At 70.9% G+C, this 19182-nt stretch carries 21 protein-coding genes; 12 read left to right on the forward strand and 9 right to left on the reverse strand.

The annotated features are described in order from the left end of the window. The first annotated feature begins 86 nt into the window (after positions 1 to 86). The 4 genes from ABIA35_RS09925 (at position 87) to ABIA35_RS09940 (ending at position 4429) form a co-directional block, all read left to right on the forward strand. Positions 87 to 653 carry a hypothetical protein gene (locus ABIA35_RS09925; RefSeq protein ID WP_370357617.1) on the forward strand — a complete coding sequence of 189 codons (567 nt, stop codon included), beginning with the start codon at positions 87 to 89 and terminating at the stop codon, positions 651 to 653. A 204-nt stretch (positions 654 to 857) separates the two neighbouring features. Then, positions 858 to 2027 carry a flavodoxin-dependent (E)-4-hydroxy-3-methylbut-2-enyl-diphosphate synthase gene (ispG, locus tag ABIA35_RS09930; protein WP_370357618.1) on the forward strand — a complete coding sequence of 390 codons (1170 nt, stop codon included), beginning with the start codon at positions 858 to 860 and terminating at the stop codon, positions 2025 to 2027. 161 nt (positions 2028 to 2188) lie between these two features. Beyond that, positions 2189 to 3049: a GNAT family N-acetyltransferase gene (locus ABIA35_RS09935; RefSeq protein ID WP_370338195.1), complete on the forward strand. Its 861-nt coding sequence runs from the start codon at positions 2189 to 2191 to the stop codon at positions 3047 to 3049. 78 nt (positions 3050 to 3127) lie between these two features. After that, a complete protein-coding gene (locus ABIA35_RS09940) occupies positions 3128 to 4429 on the forward strand; it encodes a hypothetical protein (RefSeq protein ID WP_370357619.1) in 1302 nt (433 codons plus the stop codon). A gap of 45 nt (positions 4430 to 4474) precedes the next feature. Here the strand turns inward: ABIA35_RS09940 and ABIA35_RS09945 are convergent, their stop codons facing one another. From ABIA35_RS09945 to ABIA35_RS09955, 3 genes are read right to left on the reverse strand one after another with little or no spacing between them, the layout of a single operon-like run. After that, entirely contained in the window at positions 4475 to 4975 is a 501-nt protein-coding gene (locus ABIA35_RS09945) for a methylated-DNA--[protein]-cysteine S-methyltransferase (protein ID WP_370338199.1), read from the reverse strand. Further along, on the reverse strand, positions 4972 to 6639 hold the full coding sequence (locus ABIA35_RS09950) for a DNA-3-methyladenine glycosylase 2 family protein (protein WP_370357620.1): 1668 nt from the start codon (positions 6637 to 6639) through the stop codon (positions 4972 to 4974). The genes ABIA35_RS09945 and ABIA35_RS09950 overlap by 4 nt, the downstream gene beginning before the upstream one ends. 55 nt (positions 6640 to 6694) lie before the next feature. After that, the gene (locus tag ABIA35_RS09955; RefSeq protein ID WP_370338203.1) at positions 6695 to 7684 is read right to left on the reverse strand and encodes a hypothetical protein; all 990 of its coding nucleotides are present in this window, start codon (positions 7682 to 7684) and stop codon (positions 6695 to 6697) included. A 184-nt stretch (positions 7685 to 7868) separates the two neighbouring features. On the opposite strand from ABIA35_RS09955, the gene ABIA35_RS09960 reads away from it, so the two are divergent. Together ABIA35_RS09960 and ABIA35_RS09965 are read left to right on the forward strand one after the other, a co-directional pair. Further along, positions 7869 to 9617, forward strand: a complete 1749-nt coding sequence (locus tag ABIA35_RS09960; RefSeq protein WP_370357621.1) for a proline--tRNA ligase — start codon at positions 7869 to 7871, stop codon at positions 9615 to 9617. A gap of 165 nt (positions 9618 to 9782) precedes the next feature. Beyond that, positions 9783 to 11390, forward strand: a complete 1608-nt coding sequence (locus tag ABIA35_RS09965) for a protein kinase (RefSeq protein WP_370338207.1) — start codon at positions 9783 to 9785, stop codon at positions 11388 to 11390. Between the two features lie 17 nt (positions 11391 to 11407). Here ABIA35_RS09965 and ABIA35_RS09970 read toward each other — a convergent pair whose 3' ends face one another. Together ABIA35_RS09970 and ABIA35_RS09975 are read right to left on the reverse strand one after the other, a co-directional pair. Further along, positions 11408 to 11815 (reverse strand): ferritin-like domain-containing protein, encoded by a 408-nt coding sequence (locus ABIA35_RS09970; RefSeq protein WP_370338209.1) that lies wholly within the window; start codon positions 11813 to 11815, stop codon positions 11408 to 11410. After that, positions 11812 to 12213: a hypothetical protein gene (locus ABIA35_RS09975; protein ID WP_370357622.1), complete on the reverse strand. Its 402-nt coding sequence runs from the start codon at positions 12211 to 12213 to the stop codon at positions 11812 to 11814. Before ABIA35_RS09975 ends, ABIA35_RS09970 begins: the two co-directional genes overlap by 4 nt. Positions 12214 to 12488: 275 nt before the next feature. On the opposite strand from ABIA35_RS09975, the gene rimP reads away from it, so the two are divergent. From rimP to ABIA35_RS09995, 4 genes are all read left to right on the forward strand, one after another. Further along, positions 12489 to 13076: a ribosome maturation factor RimP gene (rimP, locus tag ABIA35_RS09980; RefSeq protein WP_370357623.1), complete on the forward strand. Its 588-nt coding sequence runs from the start codon at positions 12489 to 12491 to the stop codon at positions 13074 to 13076. Between the two features lie 5 nt (positions 13077 to 13081). Next, on the forward strand, positions 13082 to 14056 hold the full coding sequence (gene nusA, locus ABIA35_RS09985; protein WP_370338214.1) for a transcription termination factor NusA: 975 nt from the start codon (positions 13082 to 13084) through the stop codon (positions 14054 to 14056). A gap of 131 nt (positions 14057 to 14187) precedes the next feature. Next, entirely contained in the window at positions 14188 to 14736 is a 549-nt protein-coding gene (locus ABIA35_RS09990; RefSeq protein ID WP_370357633.1) for a SigE family RNA polymerase sigma factor, read from the forward strand. After that, complete coding sequence (locus tag ABIA35_RS09995; RefSeq protein ID WP_370357624.1) at positions 14730 to 15815, forward strand: hypothetical protein; 1086 nt, start codon at positions 14730 to 14732, stop codon at positions 15813 to 15815. The genes ABIA35_RS09990 and ABIA35_RS09995 overlap by 7 nt, the downstream gene beginning before the upstream one ends. Before the next feature lie 14 nt (positions 15816 to 15829). Here ABIA35_RS09995 and ABIA35_RS10000 read toward each other — a convergent pair whose 3' ends face one another. Further along, the gene (locus ABIA35_RS10000; RefSeq protein ID WP_370338218.1) at positions 15830 to 16231 is read right to left on the reverse strand and encodes a heme-binding protein; all 402 of its coding nucleotides are present in this window, start codon (positions 16229 to 16231) and stop codon (positions 15830 to 15832) included. Positions 16232 to 16333: 102 nt separating this feature from the next. On the opposite strand from ABIA35_RS10000, the gene ABIA35_RS10005 reads away from it, so the two are divergent. Further along, positions 16334 to 17170, forward strand: a complete 837-nt coding sequence (locus tag ABIA35_RS10005) for a helix-turn-helix transcriptional regulator (protein ID WP_370338220.1) — start codon at positions 16334 to 16336, stop codon at positions 17168 to 17170. Positions 17171 to 17275: 105 nt separating this feature from the next. Here the strand turns inward: ABIA35_RS10005 and ABIA35_RS10010 are convergent, their stop codons facing one another. Genes ABIA35_RS10010 through ABIA35_RS10020 form a run of 3 tightly spaced genes read right to left on the reverse strand, consistent with a single transcriptional unit; the run spans position 17276 to position 18751 of the window. Beyond that, positions 17276 to 17914: a dihydrofolate reductase family protein gene (locus ABIA35_RS10010; protein WP_370338222.1), complete on the reverse strand. Its 639-nt coding sequence runs from the start codon at positions 17912 to 17914 to the stop codon at positions 17276 to 17278. 4 nt (positions 17915 to 17918) lie between these two features. Then, positions 17919 to 18413, reverse strand: a complete 495-nt coding sequence (locus tag ABIA35_RS10015; RefSeq protein ID WP_370357625.1) for an SRPBCC family protein — start codon at positions 18411 to 18413, stop codon at positions 17919 to 17921. After that, positions 18410 to 18751: an ArsR/SmtB family transcription factor gene (locus tag ABIA35_RS10020; protein WP_370338226.1), complete on the reverse strand. Its 342-nt coding sequence runs from the start codon at positions 18749 to 18751 to the stop codon at positions 18410 to 18412. Before ABIA35_RS10020 ends, ABIA35_RS10015 begins: the two co-directional genes overlap by 4 nt. Before the next feature lie 181 nt (positions 18752 to 18932). On the opposite strand from ABIA35_RS10020, the gene ABIA35_RS10025 reads away from it, so the two are divergent. Continuing rightward, positions 18933 to 19160, forward strand: a complete 228-nt coding sequence (locus ABIA35_RS10025) for a YlxR family protein (protein ID WP_370338228.1) — start codon at positions 18933 to 18935, stop codon at positions 19158 to 19160. The last annotated feature ends 22 nt before the right edge of the window (positions 19161 to 19182 follow it).

The following is a 19182-nucleotide window of genomic DNA, read 5'->3' on the forward strand; positions in this document are numbered from 1 at the left end:
ATTCGGCGCCGGGCGGCTCTGCGTTGGTCGTTGGGCGGCCGGCGTTCGGACGAGTCGGTGTCGGTTCGCTCGGTTAGCCTCACCGCATGCCACTCACCGTTGCCGAGATCGACGGGTACGCGGACCGCGATCTGGACGCCGACCTGGCGCGCTGGTTCCCCGACCAGCCGCGGGTCAGCCTTCCCGCGGACATACGCTCGGCCGAGCCGTTCCTGGCCCGGCTCCCGTCCTCCGCCGCCGCCTCGCTGGCCGCCTTCGACCGCCGGGTCCGGTCCGGGACCATGCCGCAGTTCCTCGACGTCTACGACTGGTCGTACGGCTTCGACTTCCAGGCCAACGACTGCCGGATCCTGGACTCGGACTACGAGACCGAGCTGTCCGACGACGACGTGTGGTCGATCGGCGCCGACGGCGGGGGCAACTACCACGTCGTGCTCGCCGACGGCCGGGTCGCGCTGTGGTTCCACGAGGAGGAGGTCGTGGAGGGCGGCACGCGGTACGACAACCTCGACGTCTTCCTGTGGTCGCAGGTCCGCTTCCACGCCGTGCGCCGCGGCGTCCTGGACCTGGCGGCGGTCGAGGCCGACTTCCGCGCCCTGGGGCAGCCCGGGGTGCTGGCACCGGGAATCGGGCTCCTGGCCTCCTTGTCCTGATACAGCCCTTGACCTCCCTCGTCGGCGGCCGGAGATGCCGGGGATCAAGCGCCGGGCATTATGGGGCATCTCCGGCCGAGGCTGTGACGTGCGCCACTGCCCCGCCGGTGAAGGCCAGGTGAAAATCTCGCGGGCGTGTACGGGGCCCTTCGAACGTGCCGTAGCGTTGAGGCGAGTAGAAACCATTCACGGAACGGTGAGAACTTGACCGCCATCGCGCTGGGCATGCCCGCACTACCGACCAAGCCGCTTGCCATCCGCCGCAAGTCCCGCCAGATCATGGTGGGTTCCGTCCCCGTCGGCGGGGACGCCCCGGTCTCCGTGCAGTCGATGACCACCACTCTCACCGCGGACGTGAACGCCACGCTCCAGCAGATCGCGCAGCTGACGGCCGCCGGCTGCCAGATCGTGCGGGTCGCGGTGCCCTCCCAGGACGACGCCGACGCGCTGCCGATGATCGCGAAGAAGTCGCAGATCCCGGTCATCGCCGACATCCACTTCCAGCCGAAGTACGTCTTCGCCGCCATCGACGCCGGCTGTGCCGCGGTGCGGGTGAACCCGGGCAACATCAAGACCTTCGACGACAAGGTCGGCGAGATCGCCAAGGCGGCCAAGGCCGCCGGCGTCCCGATCCGCATCGGCGTGAACGCCGGCTCCCTGGACAAGCGCCTGTACGAGAAGTACGGCAAGGCCACCGCCGAGGCGCTGGTGGAGTCCGCGCTGTGGGAGTGCTCGCTGTTCGAGGAGCACGACTTCCGCGACATCAAGATCTCGGTCAAGCACAACGACCCGGTCGTGATGATCAACGCCTACCGGCAGCTGGCCGAGGCCTGCGACTACCCGCTGCACCTGGGCGTCACCGAGGCCGGCCCGGCGTTCCAGGGCACCATCAAGTCCTCCGTCGCCTTCGGCGCGCTGCTGGCCGAGGGCATCGGTGACACCATCCGGGTCTCCCTGTCCGCGCCTCCGGTCGAGGAGGTGAAGGTCGGGCAGCAGATCCTGGAGTCGCTGGGCCTGCGCAAGCGGGGCCTGGAGATCGTCTCCTGCCCCTCCTGCGGCCGGGCCCAGGTCGACGTCTACAAGCTCGCCGACCAGGTCAGCGCCGCCCTCGACGGGCTGAAGGTGCCGCTGCGGGTCGCGGTCATGGGCTGCGTGGTGAACGGTCCGGGCGAGGCGCGCGAAGCCGACCTCGGCGTGGCCTCGGGCAACGGCAAGGGCCAGATCTTCGTGCGCGGCGAGGTCATCAAGACCGTGCCGGAGGCGCAGATCGTGGAGACGCTGATCGAGGAGGCGTTCAAGATCGCCGCGGAGATGGGGCTGGAGATCGACGCCGAGACTGGCGAAATCGTGGAGTCTGTGAACGCCGCGCTTTAAGGCCCGGCTTCCAGTACCGTCCTATATGGGGCCCTGGGGAGCGTCTCCAGAGAGTTCTCCGAGCCCCTGTAGAGCGTTTTCCGGTCACGGCTGCGCACCGAATAGCCGCATGGTCGGTGCGCAGCCGTTTCCGCGACGTACAGTGAACTGGTGATCGGGCGATGAGCGTGTTGTCGAGGGTCCGCGGGACCAGCACCAGGCTGTTGGGCGTGGCCGATCTGGCCGACGTCCGCGCCCTGCTGGCCCGCGATCCGGTCGCGAACGTCTTCGTGGCCTCCCGGGTCGAGGCCTCCGGGCTGGACGCCTGGCGCTTGGGCGGCGAGGTCTGGGGCCACGTGGTGAACGGCAAGCTCGACGCGCTGTGCTACTCCGGGGCGAACCTGGTCCCCGTCGAGGCCGGCTCGGAGGCCGTGCGCGCCTTCGCCGAGCGCGCCCGCCGCCAGGGCCGCCGCTGCTCCTCGATCGTCGGTCCGGCCGAGGCCGCGATGGCGCTGTGGGAACAGGTCCGGCCGACCTGGGGCCCGGCCCGCGAGGTGCGTTCCAGCCAGCCGCTCATGGAGATCCGCGGCTCCTCCCCGACGGTCGAGCCGGACTTCCGGGTGAAGCCGGTGACGCCGAACCAGATAGACACGCTGCTGCCGGCCTGCATAGCGATGTTCACCGAAGAGGTCGGGGTCTCGCCGGTGGGCGACGACAACGGCAACTCCTACCGCGCGCGCGTCTCCGAACTCGTCCACGCCGGCCGGGCCTTCGCCTGGATCGAGGACGGGCACGTGGTGTTCAAGGCGGAGATCGGCGCGGTGACCGACCAGGCGTGCCAGATCCAGGGGGTGTGGACGCATCCGGCGCTGCGCGGCAAGGGCATCGCGGCGGCTGGGATGGCGGCGGTCGTGGAGTACGCGCTCCGCGATTTCGCGTCAGTCGTGAGCTTGTACGTGAACGACTACAACGCTCCGGCCCGCGCCGTCTATCGCAAAGTCGGCTTCGAGGAGGTCGGCGCTTTCGCGTCGATCCTGTTCTGACATTGTTCTGACTTGTTCCACTCGCTACCGGTTTGGGAATGCTCTGATGGGCGATTCCCGACACCGAAGGGGGTGGTCATGCCCGAGGAGATCCGCCAAGAGTTCCCGAGCCCGGAGAACGGCTTCGCTCCGGCGCGACGCGACGAGGACCGGGAGGGGGAGCGCGACCGGGACCGGGAGCGCGACCCCGCCGACGCCCCGCAGGGGCAGCCGGGCTGGGTGCGGCGGCTGCGGCAGCGGCGGATGAGCGCGGTGGTGGCCTGGTCGTCGTCGGTGACGCTGGCGACGGTGGCGATCGCGCTCACCATGGCGTGGGTGCATCCGGACAAGGGACAGTGGAAGGAATTCTTCCGCGGGGTCACCGGCGACGTGGCCGGAGCGCTGCTTGTGGCGTTCTTCCTGTCTCCGGTGTTCCTGGCGATCCGCGCTTTCGCGAACGAGAAGTTCGGCAGCATCGCGGAATACGCGCCGATGACCGGCTACGAGCGCTTCCCCTATCTGAAGTTCATCGAGCGGCTGGAACGCTGCGACGACCTGGTGCGGATCATGGACACGTCCAGCAACGTCCTGGACGACACCACCGCGGAGGGCGACGAGGCGGACGAGCGGCTCCGCTGCGTCGCCGCCCTGCGGCACGTGCTGGCCGCGGACAACGAGGTGCGGGTCGAGATCCTGCTGCTGGACCCGACCGCCGACGCGGCCCGGCAGCGCAGCGCGGACCTGAGGGGCATCGACGTCTCCGCCGGGGTCGCACGGAACCTGGCATTGCTGAACCGGATCCGGAACGACCTGCCGGAAGGGGCGCGAAACAAGCTGTTGGTGAAGCTCTATAACGCGACCCCTGCCTGTGCCTACTACAGGGTGGATGACAGGGCGGCCATAGCGTTCTATTCGCTAAGGACGGCCTCGGAACAGAGCGCACACGTGGACGTGGCTCTGAAGGAGAAGCTGGGGAAGATTGTGAACGATCACTTCCGGGACATCCGGGAGGACGCGGACACGGTCGAGATGGTCGATTACCTCTACGGGACGCTCTCCGTGGGCCGACGGACAGAACACGTCGCGTGGGTCGAGTACGGCGGTGCGTTGTTCCTCGGCCTGGCTTCGCCTCGGGAGAATCCAGTCGCGTGGACCGTCGCGCCGAGGGTCGGCGGCGGGGAGCCATTGCAGCTGGCGGCCTATAAGCACGAACCCGCGGAGTTTCGCGCTATGCGTTTGCTCCCGTGGGCGGAGTGCGGACCGATCGGACACAGCATCGAGGAGAAGTACGGGATCGGTTTCCAAGTGCTGTTCGAGGTGGCACCGGTCGGTGAGATGCCACCCGGCTTCCTCCCGAACCAGGCCACGCAGATGAGCGACCGACCGGCTGCCGAGCTCTGAGCTCTGAGCTCTCTTTGAACCCGGAGCTCTCTCCGAACCCTGAGCTCAGACCCCCGCGTGCTGCTTCTCGTGCGCCAGCAGCGTGGCCTTGCACTCCAGGCCGTACAGGAAGTTCTTGCTGGAGCCGTCGCTGCGGACGATCCGGTGGCAGGGCACGAACAGCGCGATCGCGTTGGACGCGCACGCCGACCCGGCCGCCCGGACCGCCGCGGGGTTCCCCGCCGTGGCCGCGAGTTCGGTGTAGCTGATGGTGTCGCCGGCCTTGACCGCGCGCATCGCGTCCCAGGCCGCGGTCCGGAACGGCCCGGTGGGCCGGTAGGCGACGGCCACGTCGTCGAGCGCGGCCAGGTCCCCGGCGAAGTACGCCGCCACGCGCTCGGCCACACGGTCGTGCGGGCCCTTCTCCGGCAGCGGCGCGCTCAGCATGCCGGCCAGGAACGCCGGATCGGCGGTGAAGCCGGCGGCGTACACGGTGTCGTCGGTGTCGGCGAGCACGGTGAACGGGCCCGCCGGTGTCGGGATGGTGGTGTAGGTCAGGGTGCTCACTGTTCTGTTCCTTCGTTTCCTTCAGCTTGTCCGGTGACGGGGTCGCTCGCGCCGGCCCACAGATGCAGTGCGGCGTACGCCCGCCAGGGGCGCCAGCGTTCGGCGTGGGCCAGCAGGGCCTTCTCGGCGCCGGGCAGGCCGAGGCGCTCGGCCTGGCGGCGGACGATCAGGTCGCCGACCGGGAAGGCGTCGGGGTCGCCGAACACGCGCAGGGCGACGTAGTCGGCGGTCCAGGGGCCGATGCCCGGGACGGCCAGCAGTTTGGCGCGCGCCTCGGCGCGGTCCACGCCCCGGTCCAGGGCGAGCCCGCCCCCGGCGACGGCGGCGGCCAAGGCGCGCAGGGTCGAGACGGTGCGCCGGGTGAGGCCGAGGCCCTCGTAGTCGCCCTCGGCCAGGGTCTCGGGGCGCGGGAAGGGTGTGAGGTCCGCCTTCTTATCGACAAAGTGACTTACCGGGGCGGCCGCGTCCGGAATCAGCGCCGATTCCGGGACCAGCGCGCCCCCCGGAATCAGCGCGCCCCCCGGAACCAATGCCGCGTCCGGGACCAGCGCCGCCTCGGCGGCTAGCTCGACCGCGCTGAAACGCTGGACCAGTCGGGCGGTCATGGTGCGGGCCGCGGCCACGCTGATCTGCTGGCCGAGCACCGCGCGCACCGCGATCTCGAAGCCGTCGACCGCGCCGGGGACCCGCAGCCCGGGCCGCGCGGCGACCAGCGGTGCCAGCGCCGGGTCGCCGGCCAGGACCGCGTCCACCTGGGCCGGGTCGGCGTCCAGGTCCAGCAGGTCCCGGCAGCGGCGGACGGCGACCGCGACGTCCCGCAGGTCGTCCACCACCAGCCGCGCGTGCACCACGCCCTGGTCGTCGCGCAGTTCCACCTGTCCGGTGCCGTGCGGCAGGCGCAGCGCCCGGCGGTAGACCGCCTCGGCGCCCGAGCCCACCACCTCGTCGACGCCCGGCACCGCGCGGTTCCCGAACCAGCCGAGCAGCGCGCCGAAGTCGAACGGCGTCCGGTAGGTCAGCCGCAGCGTCAGCGCCCCGTCCCCGTCCACCGCGCTCCCGGCCAGCTCGGCCGCCGCCGCGCCGCTGCCGAAGCGGACGCGGATCTCGCTCGGGGTGGCGCCGAACGCCTCCCGGACCGAGTCGTTGAACTGGCGGATCGAGCCGTAGCCGGCGGCGAACGCGACGTCGGAGACCGGCAGCGCCGTCGACTCCAGCAGCAGGCGCGCGGTCTGCGCGCGGCGGGAGCGGGCCAGGGTCAGCGGCCCGACGCCGAGCTCGGCGACCAGCACCCGGTGCAGGTGCCGCTCGCTCACCGCCAGCGTGTGGGCCAGCGCCGCCACCCCGTCCTGCTGGTCGGCGGCGCCGTCGGCGATCAGCCGCAGCGCCCGGCCGGCCAGGTCGGCGCGCACGTTCCAGTCCGGCGAGCCCGGCACCTTGTCGGGCCGGCAGCGGCGGCAGGTCCGGAAGCCGGCGGCCTCGGCGGCCGCGGCCACCCGGAAGAACCGCACGTTCTCCGGCTTCGGGGTGCGGGCCGGGCAGATCGGCCGGCAGTAGATGCCGGTGGTGGTCACGCCGGTGAAGAAGCGGCCGTCGAACCGCGTGTCGCGGCTGGCCACGGCCCGGTAGTAGGTGTCGAAGTCGTCCTGGAGAGCGGATTCAGGCATGCTTCGAGTCTCGCGCAGGGGAGCGCCTGCTACTAGCGGGATTCGGACCAGACCGTCAGCGGCGTGGGGAATCCGCGTGGAACGCCTGGTCACGCCAGTACAGGAACGTGGCCGCCGGGTCCCCGGTGTAGGACCATGGCACGCGCATCGCGTGCGAGCCGATCGCGTCGTACAGGGCCCGGGTCTCGTCGGTGTCGACCAGGCCCGAGTAGACCATCGCGTGCAGCAGGTAGTTCCGGTCCAGGTCGGCCTGGGCGTGCGGCTCTATCGCCGAGCCCAGCCAGCTGCGCAGGACGCGGTCCACATCAGCGGTCACCAGGTCCCGCGACCAGTGGGCGTGCGGCGCTTGGCGCTGCCTGGGGACTCCCACGTTCGCGGTCCTGAAGACCTCTGCGTGCGCGACCAAGGGGAGCGCCGCCAGGGGGGATCCCGGCGGTGCTTCTCCGGCCAGCCAATAGGCGAAGTCGTACATCTCCTGGTGCGAGCCGCACCACGCGTCGAACAGGTAGATCAGCGCCTCGTGGTGGCCGTCACGGTTCAACGCGTCCAGCGCGCGCATCTGCTGCCAGTGCTGCCAGAACTCCTCGCGCCCGCTCTTGCGCCCGCGGTCCGCGGCGCGCGCCAGGGTCAGCATGATCACCCACGGCGTCGGGTCCTCGGGGGCCATCTCGGCGGCGTGCGTGCACAGATCCAGGGCCTCGGCCGCGGTCTCGGGCACCCCGGCGCCGCCGGTCAGTGCCGCCCGCAGCGTGCGGACCGTCTCCACCTGCGCCCGGAGCAGTGCGGCGTCCGGATTCACCGGCTCCAGCACCTGCCAGCGCTCCACCCAGGAGGAGTTCGCCACCGCTTCGGCCAGCACGCGGACCCGATGGCTGCGCCGGTCCCACTGCGGTCCGTCGACCGCGCTGCGCGTCTCGGCCAGGACGTCGCGCGCCGGTCCCCATTCCCCGGACGCCAGCGCGTCCCGTGCCTCGGCCAGCGCCAGATCGCCAAGCGCCGGGTCCATATTCACCCGGAGGACGTCGTTCCGGGTCTTCGCAGCCATATCCGCACGGTAACCCGCCTAACGTGAATACGGGAGAGTCTTTACGCGCTGTTGAAGGCGTGTGCGAAGAGCCAAACGGCAAGCGATCACGCTCGAGCCGGATATCCTCGCAGGACAGAAGTGTCCGCCGGCGCGGCTTTCGTTGGGCGCGTCACTTTTCCCGATCGAACACAAGGAGCACTCCGTGATCTGGCGTATGTCGTCGCTGTTCCTGCGAACCCTGCGCGAGGACCCGGCGGACGCCGAGGTCCCGAGCCACAAGCTCTTGGTCCGGGGTGGATACGTCCGCCGCGTCGCGCCCGGCATCTACTCCTGGCTGCCCCTGGGCAAGCAGGTGCTGGAGAATGTCACGCGCGTCGTGCGCGAGGAGATGGACCGCATGGGCGGGCAGGAGGTCCAGTTCCCCGCACTTCTGCCCCGGGAGTACTACGAGACGACCGGCCGCTGGACCGAGTACGGCGACAACCTGTTCCGCCTCCAGGACCGCCGCGGCAACGACTATCTCCTCGGCCCCACGCACGAGGAGATGTTCACCGACATGGTGAAGAGCGAGGTGTCGTCCTACAAGGACCTGCCGGTCACGCTCTACCAGATCCAGACCAAGTACCGGGACGAGGCGCGTCCGCGCGCCGGCATCCTGCGCGGCCGGGAGTTCCTGATGAAGGACTCCTACTCCTTCGACCTGGACGACGAGGGCCTGAAGCACTCCTACGCGCAGCACCGCGACACCTACATCCGGATCTTCGAGCGCCTCGGCATCAAGTACAAGATCGTCTCGGCGGTGTCCGGCGCGATGGGCGGCTCGGCCTCCGAGGAGTTCCTCGCCACCGCGCCCACCGGCGAGGACACGTACGTGGCGTGCCACAACTGCGGCTACGCGGCCAACGTCGAGGCCGTCGAGACCGCCGTCCCCGCGCCGCAGGACGCCTCCGCGCAGCCCGCGCTCCAGGTGCTGGACACCCCCGACACCGCGACCATCGAGTCGCTGGTCACCGTGGTGAACGGGCTGGGCATCGAGATCGCGGCCAAGGACACGCTGAAGAACGTCGTGGTCAAGGTCCGCTACCCCGGCGTGAAGGAGCCGAAGGTCCTGATCGTCGGCCTGCCCGGCGACCGCGAGGTGGACCTCAAGCGCCTGGAGGCCGCGGTGGCCCCCGGCGAGGTCGAGATGTTCGAGGCCGAGGACTTCGGCAAGCACCCGAAGCTGGTGCGCGGCTACATCGGCCCGGTCGGGCTGAAGGAGGCCGGGTACGAGTACCTGGTCGACCCGCGGGTCGCCGTCGGCAGCGCCTGGGTGACCGGCGCCAACGAGGCCGGCAAGCACGTCGCCTACGCGGTGGCCGGCCGCGACTTCGACATCGAGGGCACCGTCGAGGCCGCCGAGGTGCGGCCCGGCGACCTGTGCCCGCGCTGCGGCCACGAGCTGTCCATCGACCGCGGCATCGAGATCGGCCACATCTTCCAGCTCGGCCGCAAGTACGCCGACGCCGCCAAGCTCGACGTGCTCGGCAAGGACGGCAAGCCGGTCCGCGTCACCATGGGCAGCTACGGCGTCGGCGTCTCGCGCGCCGTCGCGGTCCTGGCCGAGCAGCTGCACGACGAGCTCGGGCTGGTCTGGCCCCGCGAGGTGGCCCCGGCCGACGTGCACATCGTGGCCGCCGGCAAGGACCAGGCGATCTACGAGACCGCGAACCGCTACGCCGAGGAGCTCGGCGCGCGCGGCGTCCGGGTCCTGTACGACGACCGCATGGGCAGCGTCTCGCCCGGCGTGAAGTTCAAGGACGCCGAGCTGATCGGCATCCCGACCATCGTCGTGGTCGGCAGGAACCTCGCCGACGGCGTCGTGGAGGTCCGCGACCGCCAGAGCGGGGAGAAGACCGAGGTCGCGGTGCCGGACCTGGTCGAGCACGTGCACGCGCTGGTGCGCGGCTGAGCGTACGCCGCGCTCAGGGCAGTCGTCGGGCAAGCGTCGGGCAAGCGTGAGGCACGCCGCCGCCGGGATCTTTCCGGCGGCGGCGTGCCTCGTCTGCTCAGCACACGATTGGATCACTGCCGGTAGGGCGTCGTCCGGTAAGGGTGACGCGCAATAATCACCTCCATGGATGCACCGACCCCCGGCACCGTCATAGCCGAGCGTTACCGCCTGACCCGACCCCTGGGGTCGGGCAGCAGTGCGGTCGTCTGGGAGGCGCAGGACTCGAGCCTGGACCGGCTGGTCGCGGTCAAGCTGCTGCACGGCGGCGCGGCCGCGAACCCGGCAGGCCGTGAGCAGCTGCGGCGCGAGGCGCTGGCGCTGGCGCGGCTGGCGCATCCGCGGGTGACCACCGTCTTCGACTACATCGAGTGGCAGGACGGGGCCGGCGACTTCCAGCCGGTGCTGGTCACCGAGCTGCTGGCCGGGCTGAACCTGGAGGACCGGCTGGAGCAGGGCCCGCTGATCGAGAACGACGCCCGGCTGGCCTGCGCGCAGCTGGCCAGCGCGCTGGAGGCGGTGCACCAGGTCGGCATCATCCACCGCGACCTGAAGCCCGGCAACGTCATGCTGATGTCCGACGGGGTCAAGCTCCTGGACTTCGGCATCGCGCAGGCCTCCTCCGACACCGACGCGCGCACCGGCCTGGTGGTCGGCACGCCCTCGTGCATGGCGCCGGAGCAGCTGACCGGACGCGGGGCGCTGCCCGCCTCCGACGTGTACGCGCTCGGCTGCATCCTCTACTGGTGCGTCACCGGCCGCGCGCCGTTCGAGGGCGCGACGGTCGACGACGTGGTCAAGGCCCACCTGCACAAGCTCCCGCCGCCGCTGCCGACGGCGGGCCTGCCCCCGCAGATAGCCGCGATCTACCGGCAGTGCATGGCCAAGGACCCCATGGAGCGGCCGGCCGCGGCGACCGTGGCCGCCGTCCTGGAACTGCGCGGCGCTCCGGCCGACATCCCCGGCATGGCGCGGCCGCCGGCGAACCGGACGATGGTGATGCGGCAGCCCTACCAGGCCGCCCAGCCGCCGTCCTACCTGGCCGCCCAGGAGCAGCCCGCGTACATGGGGCCGCGTGTCCCGGCGCAGAGCAGCGTCCCGCACGACGACGATGACGGCGGCTCCTACCCGGCGCAGCCGACCTTCCCCGGACCGCCGCCCCCGCGCCGCTGGAACTGGATCTGGATGGTCCTCGGTGCGCTGGTCATCGCCTTCATCGCGGCGGCCGGCACCGCGGTCTTCATGAAGGGCTCGCAGGCGGAGAAGCGGAGCACCTCGGCCCCGCCGCCGGGCATCACCGCGAGCACCCCGAGCGGATCCGCTACGGCGCCGTCCGGCACGGCCACGTCGCCGTCGGGCGCGCCGACCACCTCCTCCAGCGGGCCGGCCTCCACCAACGCGCCGACCATGAACCCGAAGACGGACCCGGTCGGCTATCTGGAAGCCATGCGGGCCCAGATCGACGGCTACATCGCGCAGGGCGCGGCGACCATGGACCCCAACACGGGGCGCGATCTGCAGAACGCGCTGGCCGACGCGGAGAACACGGCGCAGCAGGCCAAGCAGCACCACATGAAGGGCAGCACCCTGCACGATCTGCAGAGCAAGCTCGACGATCTGGGGTCGAAGGTCAACGACGACCAGTCCGGAGGGATGCTGTCCGAAGCGGTGGACTCGACCCTGTCCGGGGAGCTGCAGAACTTCTCCGACGCGATCGGCGGCGGGCAGGACTGATCCGAGCGGTTCCCGGGTCAGTCCCGTTCGGGCAGTCCCGGGAACGCTACAGAGCTTCCGCGCCAGCGCACCGCGCGGACTGCGGAGTCCGTCAGCCACTCCAGTCCGGTGCGCCGGGTGTCTCCATTTGAGGACTGGACGACGTCCGCATAGGAGGCGCCGAGCCCTTCCTCCAACTGTGTCGCCAACCGCGTGGCGTCTGCTGCGGTGTTCACCGGGAACGGGATCGCATAAGCGGGCGCTGCGGCGACGGGCTTATCGCCCTGTGCCTCGATCAGCCCGATGAGGATGTCTCGGCGCGCCCTATGAGTGTCGTAGGCGTTCTGTGCGGCGGTTCGCTGGGCGCCGACGAGGTGGACCGCCAGGACTCCGTATCCGTACACCGCGGCGTGCTCGTTCCCCAAAGCGGTCTGAAGCGCGCTCATGCGGAGGCTCCCAGGAGCAGGGCCGCGTGGCCGGACTCGGCGGCGGCGATGGATGCCAGGAGCATCGCGGTCGTGCCGTCGGCGGCCAAAATGTCCGCCGTCCGGTCGCTCGCAGCGTGCTGCTCCGCTCCGGCCAGCGCCGTCACGGCGGTCTTCGTGTCCGTCGTGGCGGGAGGGGACCAGGTGGTGGCGCCCGGAGCGGACGGAGCGGGGGAGGACACCGGAGCCGAGGGCGGCGTATAGCCCTGCTTTATGGCGGCCGCGTGCGCGGCGTGCTCCGCGCGGATCGCTGTCAGCTTCGCGCTGAGGGCGTGGTCGGCGGTCACGGAAGGGAGCGCCAAGGCGGCGTCGTAACGGCTCAGCAGATCGGCCTCGGCGGCCAGGGCACGGTCCCGCACCGGGTCCGCGTGTTCGGCCGGCTCCGGTTCACCCGAAGAGCTCCCGGGCCTGCTGGTTTCGGCAGGGGAGGAACACGCGCCTAACAGTGCCACACCCGTAACAGTGAGCATCGTGCGTCTCGTCAGCTCCACGGGCACCCAGGTCACCGGCAAAGTGTAGCGATTCCCGACGCCGTGCCGACGTGAGCGCGCCCCGGTGCGGAACGGATACTGTGTTGGCAACGAAGCGACGGCACGACGGCCGACAACTGCACGACAACTGCACAAGGAGAACGATGAGCACCCCCCGATCCGGATCCCCGGCGGACCGGTTGCAAGCGCTGCTGGAGCCGGTCGTCACCGCCGCCGGCTACGACCTGGAGGCGGTCCGCGTCTCGCAGGTGGCCCGGCGGCGCCGCGTCGAGGTCGTCGTCGACAGCGACGACGGTGTCTCCCTGGACGCGGTCTCCGACATCACCCGGGTGGTCTCCGACGTGCTCGACAGCCCGGAAGGCGTCGCGGTCATGGGCGAGGAGCCCTACGTGCTGGAGGTCGGCTCCCCGGGTACCGACCGGCCGCTGACCCAGCCCAAGCACTGGCTCCGGGCCAAGGGCCGGCTGGTGCGCGCGGTCCTGCGCGACGGCGGCGAGCTCACCGGCCGGATCCTGGACGTCGACGAGGACGGCGTGCTGCTGGAGGTCGAGGTGCCCGGCAAGAAGAAGGGGCAGCCGTCGACCACCCAGGAGCGGCGGCTGGCCTTCGCCGAGGTCGCCAAGGCGCGCGTGGAGATCGAGTTCAACCGCAAGGACGACGACGAGGCCGACGAGGACTACGAGGACGACGCCGCCGCCATCGAGGACGTCGACGAGGACGAGGAGGGCTGACGACCATGGACATCCCCACGAGTGCATTGCGCGACCTGGAGAAGGACCGCGGGATCCCCTTCGAGAAGCTGGTCGAGGACATCGAGGCGGCGCTGCTGATCGCCTACAAGCGCACCGACGGCGCCAAGGCCCGGGCCCGGGTCCAGGTCGACCGGGGCAGCGGCCACGTCACCGTGTGGGCCGTGGAGGACATCGAGGACGGCACCACCCGGGAGTACGACGACACCCCGAACGAGTTCGGCCGCATCGCCTCCACCACCGCCAAGCAGGTGATCCTGCAGCGGCTGCGGGACCACGAGGACGAGCAGACCTTCGGGGAGTTCTCCGGCCGCAAGGGCGACCTGATCACCGGCGTGGTGCAGCAGGGCCGCGACCCGCGCGCGGTGCTGGTGAACATCGGCAAGATCGAGGGCACCCTCCCGGCCGCCGAGCAGGTCCCCGGCGAGGAGTACCGGCACGGCGAGCGCCTGAAGTGCTACGTGGTGGACGTCCGCCGCGGCCAGCGCGGCCCCCAGGTGACCCTCTCGCGCACGCACCCGGACCTGGTGAAGAAGCTGTTCGCGCTGGAGGTCCCGGAGATCGCCGAGGGCGCGGTGGAGATCACCGCGATCGCCCGCGAGGCCGGCCACCGCACCAAGATCGCGGTCCGCTCGCACCGCGCCGGGGTGAACGCCAAGGGCGCCTGCATCGGCCCGATGGGCGCGCGGGTGCGCAACGTGATGGCCGAGCTGCACGGCGAGAAGATCGACATCGTGGACTGGTCCGAGGACCCGGCCGAGATGGTCGGCAACGCGCTGTCCCCGGCCCGGGTGTCCAAGGTCCAGGTCGTCGACCTGGACCAGCGCAGCGCCCGGGTGATCGTGCCGGACTTCCAGCTCTCGCTGGCCATCGGCAAGGAGGGCCAGAACGCGCGGCTGGCGGCGCGGCTGACCGGCTGGCGGATCGACATCCGCTCGGACGCGGAGCCGGTGACGGAGTAGCGAGCACTGCCAATAAGGGCCCTCCTTCAGGAGGGCCCTTATTGGCATGCAACGGTCTGTCGGCATCCTGCTGTCTTGGGTGTCATGACTAACCGACCAAGGCGGTGGGGGCAGTGAGACATGCCGAGGGGTTGGACGGGGAGGGGACGGCGGGCTCTGGGGCGGCGAGCCGTGAGGCACCGGGCACCGAGGCGGAGTTCCGCGAGTTCGCGGTCGGCCGCTGGCCGGCGCTGGTCCGGTTCGCCTACGGCCTCACCGGCGACGTCGGCCACGCCGAGGACCTGGCCCAGATCACGCTGTCGAAGGCGTACGCGTCCTGGGGCCGGGTCCGGCGTGCCGACGATCCTGACGCCTACGTCCGCCGCATCCTGATCAACGCGCACCACACCCGGTTCCGCAAGCGCCGGGTCCGGGAGATGACCGGGCCGCACCTGCCCGAACCGGTGACCGCCGACGGCACCGACGCCCTGGACCAGCGCAGCGACCTGATAGCGGCGCTCATGGAGCTGCCCCCGAAGCAGCGCGCGGTGGTGATGCTGCGGTACTGGGACGGACTGACCGAGACCCAGGCCGCGGCGGTGCTCGGCTGCTCGGTCGGCAACGTCAAGAGCCAGGCCTCGCGCGCCCTGGCCAAGCTCCGCACCAGCCCTCAGCTCCAGGACGGGAGCCTGCCATGCTGAACGACGAGACTCTGGAAGAGCGCCTGCACCGGGACCTGGACCGGGTCCGGCCGGGCGTCGTGCCGCTGGACGCGCTGGTCGGTCACGGCCGGGTGATCAAGGCCAGGCGGCGCGCGGGGCTCGCGGCCGGACTGGCGGCGGTGGCGGCGCTGGCGGTCGGCGTGCCGACGGTGCTGAGCGGTGGCGGGTCGGCGGGGGTGTCCAGCGGGGGGCACCGGACCGTGCTGGCGTCGGGGACGATCGACGGCAAGGAGTGGTCTTTCGCGACGGAAGACCCGGTCCCTGCCCACTGCCCGGGTGACGTGTCGGGGCGGTGGGGCACGACTAGCGCGGAAAGCTGCCTGGGAGAGTTCCCTGCGGCGACCGACCCGGTGTCCCTCACCAGCAGTGGTGGCTTCGGCGAGGTGGATTTCTACATCGCCCAGCTGCGGGCGGATGTGGACCATGTGACGCTGACCGGGACCGACGGTGCGGTGTGGACCCCGACTGTCGCGCGGGTCTCCGGCCGCCGCTATGCGCTCTTCGCGGTGCCGCCCAAGCAGGGCATCGCGCGCCTCGATACGTACGCCGCCGATGGAAAGGCCATCGCGTATACGGTGCCGTATATCGGGCCGGCCGATATGCCGAATCTGGTCGAGACCTGGTACCCGGCTGGGACGACGCCGACGCAGGCGGCGGTGAAGCAGACCCTCCTTTCGGACACGATGGCGCCCGCGTCGACGCTGGTGACGGCCACGGTCGACATGGGCCCGTTCGGCGTGTGCTTCCAGGTGTCGGTGCCGCAAGGCTTGACCGGGGCCACCGGCTTCGGCCCCGACTGCTCGTCGGCGGCCCCGCCGGCCGCGACCGTGCTGTCCCTGCGCGACTACCAGCTCGGTGCGCGCGACCTGAAGCTGGCCGATGTGAACAACGCGGTCGATCATGTGGTCGCCACGCTGTCCGACGGGACCACCTCTCGGCTCATCCCGCTCCGGGTCGGCGGCCGATCGTTCGTCGTCACCTTCCTCGCGCCCGGCGTCAAGCTCGTGGCCGCGACGGCGTACGGCGCCTCCGGCGATCAGCTCGCGAAGACGCCGTAGCCCAACAGGGGGTGTCAGACCGCCTTGGCGACCGCCTCGGCGACGGAGACGTCCTGGTCCACCAGACCGCCGGAGACGCCGACCGCGCCGATGACTGTGCCGTCGGCGGCGGCCAGCGGCAGGCCGCCGCCGAAGGACACCAGGCCGCCGTTGGTGGCCTCGATGCCGTAGATCGGGCCGCCGGGCTGGGACATCTCGCCGAGGACGGCGCTCGGCATCGGGAACAGCGCGGAGGTCCGCGCCTTGCGCTGGGCGAGGTCGACGGAGCCCAGCCAGGCTCCGTCCATGCGCTGGAAGGCCACGAGGTTTCCGGCGGTGTCGACGATCGCGATGCTCATGGCGACGCCGATCCCGGCGGCGGCCTCCTGGCCGGCGGCGACGATGCGGGTGGTGGTTTCGATGTTCAGAGTGCTCATGGCGACCAGCGTCGTCCGGGTCGGCCGGGGCAACCAGAGCTCACCTGTTCCTGGGGACGGCTGCCCCAGGAACGCGGGCGGCCCGGATGCGATGCTGGAGACGTGAGCGAGCTTGGTGATTTCCTCAAGTCGAAGCGTGCGGCTGTCGCGCCGGAGTCCGTGGGCCTGCCCGCGGTCGGGAACCCGCGGCGCGTGCGCGGGCTGCGCCGGGAGGAGGTGGCCCAGCTCGCGGCCATGAGCGTGGACCACTACACGCGCTTGGAGCAGGGCCGCGTCACCACGGCCTCGGACAGCGTGCTGAACGGCATCGCCATGGCGCTGCGCCTGACCGAGGCCGAGCGCACCTACCTGGGGATCCTGGCGCAGCCGCCGACGCGTCCCCGGAGCACCGCCGCCGAACCGGCCGGCGGCACCGTCGTCGGCCCGCTGGTGTGGCACCTGCTGGACGCCATGCGGGACGTTCCGGCCCTGGTCATCGACCCGCGCGGGGACATCGTCGGCTGGAACGCGCTCGCCGTGGCGCTCTACTTCGACTTCGCCGAGATGCCGCCGCGCGAGCGGAACATGATCCGCATGCTGTTCCTGGAGCCGCGGGTCCGGGGCATGCACCGCAACTGGGAGGAGGTCGCCTCGGTCAGCGTGGCGCGGATGCGCATGAGCGTCGGCCTGATGCCGGGCGACCGCCGCATGGCGGAGCTGGTGAGCGAGCTGCTGGACCGCGACCCGGACTTCCGCCGCTGGTGGGGCGGCCACGAGGTGCGCGCCACGGATACTTTCCGCAAGAGCTTCGACCATCCGGTGGTCGGCCCGATGCTGCTGGACTGGCAGGCGCTGTCGGTCGCGGCCGATCCGGACCTGACGATGATCGTCTTCACCGCGCCGCCCGGGAGTCCGACCGCGGACTCGCTGCGGATGCTGGCTTCCTGGGCCGCGGGCTGAGCTGACTCGCGCGCTGGTCGACCCCGCCCTCGAACGGACCGCGGCCGTGCTCGGCGAACACCCCCTCGGTGCACCGTGCGCGGCCGCGTCTGCGAGCCGGCCTCCTCAGCCGTCTCCGTCCGTGCGCACTTCGTCCTCATGCACCGTCTTGCGCACCGTGTAGTGCAGGTGCGTGACCCGGTCGCCCTGCACCACCGTAGTCGGATCGTCGAGCAGCATCTGGCCGTCGGCGTAGTCGCCGAAGAACCGCTTCCCGGAGCCGAAGACCACCGGGACCAGCGCCACGTCCAGCTCGTCGACCAGCCCGGCCGCGAAGGCCTGGCCGCCGACGTCGCCGCCGTTGAGGGAGACGTCCCGGTCGGGGCCGGCGACCTCCTTCGCCTGCGCGATGGCGCTGGCGACGCCGTCGGTCACGAAGGTGAACGGGGCCGCGCCGAGGAGCTCCCAGTCGGTGGGGACGCTGTGCGTCACCACGAACACCCGGTCGCCGGCCACCGGGACGCCGTTCCAGCCGTTGGTGATGTCGAACAGCCGGCGGCCGATGACCATCGCGCCGATGCGGGACCACTGGGCGTCCAGGTAGCTGGCCGAGACCGCCGAGGCCTTGAACGACATGGGCTGGTTCCCCGCGGTGACGGGGGTGTCGCCGTTGAAGTAGAAATCGTGCAGCGGTCCGACCTGGTCCTGGTCGGTCGCCAGGAACCCGTCCAGCGAGACCGCGTCGGCCATGACGACCTTGCTCATCCGCTCACACTCCCCGGGCCAGCAGCTCGGTCAGCCGCGCCATCGACTCCTCGATACCGTGCGCCATTCCGGACGCCAGCGCACCTTCACGGGTCTGCATCGAGGGGAACACCGAGTGCGTCGTCACCCGGGTCCCGCCCTCCACCTCGGTGAACCGGCAGATGTCGAGCTTCACCTCGTCCGGCACGCCCTCGTACTCGAAGGTCTGGATGATCAGCCGGTCGGCCTCCACCGTGTGGAACACGCCGTGGAACCCGGCGCGCCGGTCGCCGAGGTGGCCGCCGTGGTGGATGTAGCGGTAGCTGCCGCCTGGGCGCGCGTCGTACTCCTCGATGTCCATCTCCAGGTCGCGCGGGCCCAGCCACTGGGCGACCAGCTTCGGGTCGGTGTACGCGCGGAACAGCTGCGCCGGGGTGGCGTCGAAGTCGCGGGTCACGTCCAGGAACGGGGTGCCCTCGGGGGCCTCGATGGTCGTGGGATTGGTGGGATTGGTGCTCATCGTCCTTCCTCCTCTTTCAGTGCTTCCAGGACCGCGTCGAGCTTGCGGAAGCGGCTCTCGGCGGCCAGCCGATAGCCGTCGATCCAGCTCGTCAGCGCCTCCAGGGCTGCGGGGTCCAGGTGGCAGGGCCGGCGCTGGCCGTCGCGGCTGCGGGTGATCAGGCCGGCGTCCTCCAGGACCCCGATGTGCCGGGAGACCGCCTGCTTGGTGATCGGGAACAGGTCCGCGAGTTCGTTCACGGTGGCCTCGCCGCGGGACAGCCGCGCGATGATCGCCCGGCGCACCGGGTCGCCCAGCGCGGTAAACGCCCGGTCCAGGGCCGTTTCGTCGTCAACCATAGTGTTAATCAACCATCTCGTTAATCAACCGATGTGTTGACTATAAGTCCGGGGCTGACCCGCCGTCAATAACCCGGCGAACGCCGGTGTGATCCAGGCGCTAGACTGAAGGGTGTCCAGCCAGACGGATGTTCCTGCACGCCCTGCCGCATCGGCACGTCCCGTACCGGTGCGCACTTGTGTGGGTTGCAGGGCAAAAGCGGCGAAGACGGAGCTGCTGCGTGTCGTGGCGGTCGAGGGCGCTGTCGTCCCCGACCTGCGAGGGCGGTCGCCCGGACGTGGAGCCCATCTCCACCCCGATCCGGGATGCCTGGCCCTCGCCGAGAAGCGGCGGGCGTTCCCGCGGGCGCTGCGGGTCGATGGTCCGTTGGAAACAACGGAGGTCCGCGCGTTGTTGGAAAGCAGCTGAAGCAAGACATCCCTGTCCGCGT

The sequence above is a fragment of the Catenulispora sp. MAP12-49 genome, from assembly GCF_041262705.1.
Lineage (GTDB): Bacteria > Actinomycetota > Actinomycetes > Streptomycetales > Catenulisporaceae > Catenulispora.